The sequence below is a fragment of the uncultured Thiodictyon sp. genome (assembly GCF_903828115.1).
Classification (GTDB): domain Bacteria; phylum Pseudomonadota; class Gammaproteobacteria; order Chromatiales; family Chromatiaceae; genus Thiodictyon.
Genome location: NZ_CAIKKU010000754.1, coordinates 1 through 6,835, shown reverse-complemented (window position 1 = coordinate 6,835; position 6,835 = coordinate 1). Strand labels below are relative to the sequence as shown.

Genomic DNA, 6,835 nt, shown 5'->3' with positions numbered 1-6,835 from the left:
GTAGGGTACGCATCGCGTACCCGGCTCCGGCGGTCGTGGCAGCTTGGCGGAAACGCGGTGCGTTCCCTTCGACTGGAGTCCAAGGCTTCAGCCTTGGCGCGCTCCAAGGCTGAAGCCTTGGACTCCGGCGCCCTTCGGCCGTCATGCACACCGTTCGATCAGCAAAAGGGCGGTCGCGGTCCGCACAGCGGACCCAACGGCATGGAAGGGACATCAGCCAGCCCGGTCGATGAAAGGCTTGCCTGGGAGCGGCTGACAGCCGTGCTGCGAGGCCGCGGTAATCTGCGACGTGGCGGGCGCTTGCGACGTCTCGTCGCGGCTGAAGCCGCTCCCACAGCGTCGCTGCGCGACCTTCACGGAAAAGCGGTGAATCACCCGAATCACCGAATAACCAAGGTCCCTCGCCGCCCGCATCGGGTAGCACCGAGCGCCATCAGCAGGCCAGTCGCGGGTAGCGGGGCAGCGGCGACTTCTATCCTGGCGCCTGGGGGGTTCGAGATGGTCCCGTGCGCTGTCAGTCGATCGGGACTGAACTTGCGGGCATCGTCGGCCGGACTGACGCACAACTCGCCGAAGCGGTCGGCAACGATGCGGAACAGGTCGCCGCGGCGGCGCCCGGCCCGGCGACTTGCGGTCCCGTCCGTGCCCGACTACCATCTTATGTATCTGAATCGTGGAAATTCTGACCATGTTGCTCCTCGACCGCATCACTATCGACACCGAGATCTGTCACGGCAAGCCCTGCGTCCGGCACATGCGCTGGCCGGTCGAGGCCGTGCTCGATCTGCTCTCGGCCGGCATGACCGCCGCGGAAATCCGGGCGGACCATCCCGAGCTTGAGTCCGAGGACGTGAGCGCCTGTCTGCAATACGCCCGGCTGGCCGTGTCGGGCGAGACCGTCGCCCACGTCGCCTGATGCGCGTCGTCTGCGACGTTCACATCCCCTACCGGCTGGTCAACTTCCTGCGCGAGCGTGGCGTCGATGCCACCCATGTCGAGCATTCTGGACAAGTGGTATACCACGGATTCCGACATCGCTCGCTATGTAGACGAGGCCGGGGCATTCCTGATTACGAAGGATGCGGACTTTCGGCACCGGCATTTCATCGCCGGAAGGCCCGCCCGGGTGGTGCGGGTGACGCTGGGCAATCTTTCCAACGACCAACTGATTTCTTTATTCAAGTGCCATTGGCCAGCGCTCCGCGAACTTTTCGACGAGGCCAAGTGCTATGTCGAAATCGGGACTCAAGGTCTGCGGGTCTTTAAGACCCCTGGAACTAATTGAGCAAGATGGATTATCCGGAAGACGTGCCCGCCCCGCGGCCTGCGAGACCGGCAGTCGCCCCTACTCGGTGCCCTGGCGCCAGTCCCAGAGTTGGGCGAGGATCGAATCGGACCAGGTATACATGAAGCTATCGTCGTTGAGCGCTGCAAGTCGAGCGGAACGCGCAGCGGTTCCGCCACCCAGCGGCTCTCGCCATGGCGACGCCTAAGCGGGCATCCGCCCGACGGCCCTTCAGTCCACCGCCCGCCCCTGGGCGAAATAACGGGCCAGGAACTGGTCGAAGTCGAGATCGTCGGCGGCCTCGATCTCCTCGCGGCGGCGGATGGACTCCGCGGCGAGGTCGGCGAACAGGGTCTCGCGCTCGGGGCTCAGGGGGCGTGCCGCGAGTTCATCCCGATGGGCCTGGGAGAGGCGCCGGGCAAAGTCGGCAAAGCCAAGACCCGCGGCGCGCATCCCGGCCAGCATTCGGGCCGATGGGGTCAGGTCCGGGTCCTGCACCTTCGCCTGCTGCAAGGCCAGGCTGCGCGTGCGCGGACCCGCGCCCACGCCGTCCAGCAAGGCGGCGATGGGTTCCATGGCGTCGAGCAGGTCCCCGGCCCAGCGGCGCAGTTCGACCGCCGCGCCGTCGCGATTCAGCATGAGGCCCGGCTCGCGCCCGCGCTGCGCGGCGAGGACCTGGTTGTCGTCGATCGCCTGCCGCTCGGCCGCGGCGATGCGGGGGCTGTCGCCGAGCAGGCAATAGAGCATCAGGGTTTCCAGGACCAGGAGTTGTTCCAGCCCCACCCCGATGGGCTCGAAGGCGTTCACGTCGAGCGAGCGCAGTTCCACATAGCGGATGCCGCGGCGGCGCAGGGCCAGCGTCGGCTTCTCGAGCCAGTCGATGATCTGCTTGGGTCTGACCGTGCTGTAGTATTCATTCTCGATCTGCAGGATGGCGGCGCTCAACTGCTCGTAGCGGTCGCCGACCTTCACTCCGATCTCTTCGTATTGAGCACAGGGTGTCTCGATCGCCCAGGTGAGGCTGCGGATATAGGCGTCCAGGCTGTCGTAATTGGCCTTGATACCGGTGCACTGCTCCTGCTGATTCTGGTAGCCGATATCGCCCATGCGCAGTGAGGTGGCATAGGGGTAGTACAGGGTCGTGGCGTCGAAGGGGAGCAGGTCGGTCGCGCACCCCTGCACGAAGCTGCGGCAAACCGCAGGCGAAGCGCCGAAGAGATAGGGTACCAGCCACCCGACCCGCTGGAGGTTGCGGATCATGCCCATATAGGCCTCGGAGCGGAACGCCTCGAGTGGTCCCGCGTCCCCCTCCTGGGCTTGATAGAGCAGCCAGAAGTCGTCACCGAAGGAGAAGTTGAAGTGCACCCCGGCGATGGCCTGCATGGTGCGCCCATAGCGGTTGCCCAGGCCGCGGCGATAGACCGTTTTCATGGTCGCGGCGTTGGAGGTCCCGTAACGGGCCAGCGGGATGCCGCGCGCCCCTTCGAGTATGCACGGCATACTGGTGGCCCACAGGCACTCGTCGCCCAGGTGGCGATAGACCAACCGGTGGATGTCGGCGAGAAAGTCCAGCACCGCGGCCGGTTCCCCCAGGGCCGGCGTGACCAGTTCGATCAGGGCCTCGGAGAAGTCGGTGGTGATGTGCGGATGGGTCAGGGGGGAACCGAGCCCCGGCGGGTGCGGCGTCGCCGCAATGCGCCCCGTCGGGGTCACGCGCAGGGACTCCTTCTCCAGGCCGATGCGGCTGCCTTGCAGCGCCTGCGCCAGGCTCTTGGAAGAAACGTCGCGGGCGAGCGCGTGCAGGCGCCGGCTGAGAGGGTCTGAGGTTGAGTTCACGATGCGGTCCTTGTTGGGTGGTCCAGGTGAGCGCCCCAAGGCTGGATCGAGGGTCCGGTCACACGCGCAAACGATGGGTTTCGCTGCGCTCTACCCATCCTACGGGCTAACACAGTCGTGACACCGCGAAGCGGTGTCACGCGAAAATTACAAAACTGAATTTTGGCCCAGCGGGCCAAAATTCAGTTACGCATGGCAGACTTGGGTCGATTGGCGCCCTCCAGTCGGATGCCGTCGGCCAACACCCGCGCCGCCTCCTCCACCTGGATGCGGGAGATGGCATTGCGCTGGGCCTCCAGCGCGTCCTCGTCCACCTGATCGGCGTCCTCCTTCACGGGGGTGATGCCGCGGGCGCGCAGGAAGCGGTCTTTTTCGTCCTCGAACAGGGTCCTGCGGTGTTTGTCCTCGGCGCGCCGGTCGGACTCGCGCAGCGACACCCGCGTCTCCTCCTTGACCTCGCGCAACACCTGATTGCGCCGCTCCAGCATCTTGAAACCCACGTCCTGGCCGATCCGCTCGGTCGACTGCCGGGTGAGCGCCGCCGCATCGGGGACCTGGGCGTGTTGATAGTCGGCCGCATCGATCCGCGCCCAGGGCAGCGGATTGTGCAGCGAGCGCTCGCCATGTTCCGCGGGATCGTCACCCGCCGGGAAGTGCACGTCCGGCTCCACCCCCTTCAATTGGGTGCTGCCGCCGCTCACCCGGAAGAATTCCGCCATGGTCAGGCGCAGGCGGCCCAGATTGGTTTGATCCCCAGGGACATAGCGGTTGAGATCCACCAGGGTCTGCACCGTGCCCTTGCCGAAGGTCGGCTCCCCGATCACCAGGCCCCGACCATAGTCCTGGATGGCGCCGGCGAAGATCTCGGAGGCGGAGGCACTGTCGCGATCCACGAGGACCGCCAGGGGCCCCGCGTAGGCCACCCCCGGATCGGTGTCGCGCTCCACCTCGACCTTGCCGGATGCGTCTTTGACCTGGACCACCGGCCCGGTGTCGATGAAGAGTCCGGTCAGCGACGTGGCCTCGGCCAGCGCACCGCCGCCGTTGCCGCGCAGGTCGATGACGACCCCGTCGACCCCTTTCCCCACCAGTTTATTCAGGATCTGCCGCACGTCACGGGTGGTGCTCTTGAAATCGCGCTTGCCATGGGTCTCGGCCTCGAAATCCCGATAGAAGGCGGGCAGTTCGATGACCCCAATCTTGAGCCCCGGGGCATTGGGCAGTTGGTCGATCACGGAGTCCTTGGCGGCCTGATCCTCAAGCTTGATCTCGTTGCGCACCAGCGATACCTCGCGGGTACCGCCCTTGTGACCGCCGGCCTGGGACACGAGTTGCAGGCGCACGACCGATCCCTTGGAGCCGCGGATCTTGTCCACGACGTCCTGGAGCCGCCAGCCGACCACGTCCTCGATCTTCCCGTCCAGCCCCTGGGCGACCCCGATGATCCGATCACCCGCCGAGACCTGGCCGGACTCCCGCGCCGGTCCGCCGGGGATGGTCTTCTGGATGACCGTGTATTCGTTGTCGGAACGCAGGACGGCGCCGATGCCCTCCAGCGACAGCTTCATGCCGATGTCGAAGTTCTCTGAGGTGGCCGGCGACATATAGCTGGTGTGGGGCTCCAGGGTCTCGGTATAGGCGCTCATGAAGGTCTGGAAGACATCATCGCCGGTGAACTGCTGGATGCGCCGAGCCAGGCTGTCGTAGCGCTGGCGCAGGCGCTCGCGGATGTCCTCGTCGCTCTTGCCGGCGATGCGCAGGCTCAGGAAGTCGTTCTTGACCCGCAGGCGCCAGAGCTCGTCGAGTTCCGCGTCGGTCTTGGCCCAGGGCGCCTTGGCGCGATCGAATTGGTAGGACTCGTCGACGGTGAAATCAAAGGGGCGAGTGATGAGACCCAGGGCGTAGGCGACGCGCTCGTCGACCCGCATGCGGTAGACCCGGAAGATGTCGAAGGCACTATCCAACTCCCCGCGCCGCAGGTTCTCGTTGAGCCGGCGCGCACCGCCCTCGAAACGCTCCACGTCCCGTGCCAGGAAGAAGGAGCGGCCGGGGTCCAGGGCCTCCAGATAATTATCCAGCACCGCACGGGCAAAGGCCTCGTCGAAGGTCACCTTGCGATAGTGGTAACGCTCCAGGACCTTGTTGATGACGATGGCGGTCTTCGCCTGCGTCTGGCTGGGGAACAGTTCGGACAGCGACACCTGGTGCGGCGCGGCGCCGAGCGCCCAAGCGCTGAATACGAGTGCCGCGGCGGTCAGGAACAGGGGTAGGCGCAGTCTCATGTAGATACTCGATGACGAAGACTAAAATGGGCCCGTCGCCAAGGGACAACGGGCGCTGCCGAGGGTTCCCGGACGCACCACCGGGGCCCGCGGGCCGGCCGGGACGGTACCGACCGACCGGCCGCCGACGCGGCGGGCCGCGGCTGGCGGGCGCGGCGCCCGACATAACATTAGGGTAGAGATTGGGAAAGAGGATTTCAACGACTTAAGTCACTTTTCGGCTGAAAAGATCGGTCCGCCGACTCACCAGCCGATCGATGAACAGGAGACCGTCCAGATGGTCCAGTTCGTGCTGAAAGGCGCGCGCCTCAAAACCCTCCATCTCGAGCGTCACCGGCGCGCCCCCTGGGTCCTGGGCTTGGAGTTGGAGACGGGTGGCGCGGATCACATTACCGGTAAAGTCCGGCACTGACAGACATCCCTCGCGGCCGATCGCGAAGCCCTCCCAGTGGACGATCTCCGGGTTGACCAAGACCAGGTGACCCTGAGCACGAACCTTGGGTCGCCCCGAGCAGTCCAGGATCAGGATACGCTGGTGCCGGCCGACCTGGGGGGCCGCGATGCCTACCGCGGCGGGGCCCGCACGGCGCGTCTGATCGAGATCCGCGATGAAGTCCAGCAGCGCCTGGTCGAACTCGCGAACGGGCTGGGACACCTGTTTCAGACGCGCGTCCGGCAGCCGCAGGATGGGTAGGATTGCCATCGGTCAGCCGATCAGCAGATCCACCGCGGCCACCGCGACCGAGACCCCGCGCGCGGCCAGTGTCGACAGGGCCTGCTTCAGGTCCTCCAGCGTCCGCGGGCAATGACCCTCGATGTTCATGATGTAGACCGGGCGGGCGTCGTCACCCGCCACGTCCGACTCCAACTCCAGGATATTGAACCCCTGCTCCGCCAGGATCTCCGTCACGTCCGCCACGATCCCGGCGCGGTCCGCCCCCGCCACCCGCACCGTAACGTTCGGCACCAGGTGCTGGTGCAGACCACCCTGGACCGGGTCCAGGTGGACACGCAGCCCGAGTTGCGCGGCCACCGGGGCCAGGACCGCCGCCAGATCCGCGCCGCAAGCCCCGCCGGAAACCATCAGCAGAATGGTAAAGTTGCCGCCCAGGCGCAGCATGGACGCCTCCCCCAGGTTGCATCCCGCCTCACAGAGGACGCGGGTCACCCGGGCAACGATCCCGGGCCGGTCCTGGCCTACCAGGGTCAGCATGGTCCAGTCGGTCATCGAGGTCTCTCCAGCCACTGGCCTTAGTAACGAGTCCAGAGCAAGCTAAACACAGACACCATCGTTGTCGTTGTCGTTGTCGTTGTCGTTGTCGTTGTCGTTGTCGTAATCGTAATCGTAATCGAAGAAGCGATGCAATGCGACCGAGCGAGAGAATCCGGGGGACTTCCCCTGCTCCACGGCTTCTTGCGATTGCTTTTCATG

General features: G+C 65.7%; 7 protein-coding genes. 2 read left to right on the top strand and 5 right to left on the bottom strand.

Translation table 11 applies throughout. The features are described 5' to 3' along the window. The first annotated feature begins 688 nt into the window (after positions 1-688). Complete coding sequence (locus QZY48_RS27855; RefSeq protein WP_295436890.1) at positions 689-916, top strand: DUF433 domain-containing protein; 228 nt, start codon at positions 689-691, stop codon at positions 914-916. A gap of 75 nt (positions 917-991) precedes the next feature. Continuing rightward, complete coding sequence (locus QZY48_RS27850) at positions 992-1,285, top strand: DUF5615 family PIN-like protein (protein ID WP_295436889.1); 294 nt, start codon at positions 992-994, stop codon at positions 1,283-1,285. Positions 1,286-1,516: 231 nt separating this feature from the next. On the opposite strand, the gene gshA is transcribed toward QZY48_RS27850, so the two are convergent. The 5 genes from gshA to QZY48_RS27825 form a co-directional block, all read right to left on the bottom strand. Next, positions 1,517-3,088 carry a glutamate--cysteine ligase gene (gene gshA / locus QZY48_RS27845; protein ID WP_295436891.1) on the bottom strand — a complete coding sequence of 524 codons (1,572 nt, stop codon included), beginning with the start codon at positions 3,086-3,088 and terminating at the stop codon, positions 1,517-1,519. A 215-nt stretch (positions 3,089-3,303) separates the two neighbouring features. Next, positions 3,304-5,403 (bottom strand): carboxy terminal-processing peptidase, encoded by a 2,100-nt coding sequence (locus QZY48_RS27840; RefSeq protein WP_295436888.1) that lies wholly within the window; start codon positions 5,401-5,403, stop codon positions 3,304-3,306. A 205-nt stretch (positions 5,404-5,608) separates the two neighbouring features. Beyond that, the gene (gene def, locus QZY48_RS27835) at positions 5,609-6,106 is read right to left on the bottom strand and encodes a peptide deformylase (RefSeq protein WP_295436887.1); all 498 of its coding nucleotides are present in this window, start codon (positions 6,104-6,106) and stop codon (positions 5,609-5,611) included. 3 nt (positions 6,107-6,109) lie between these two features. Further along, positions 6,110-6,631 carry an ACT domain-containing protein gene (locus QZY48_RS27830; protein WP_295436886.1) on the bottom strand — a complete coding sequence of 174 codons (522 nt, stop codon included), beginning with the start codon at positions 6,629-6,631 and terminating at the stop codon, positions 6,110-6,112. A 23-nt stretch (positions 6,632-6,654) separates the two neighbouring features. Next, positions 6,655-6,835 (bottom strand): hypothetical protein (locus QZY48_RS27825; RefSeq protein WP_295436885.1); only part of this gene is annotated, 181 nt, incomplete at its 5' end.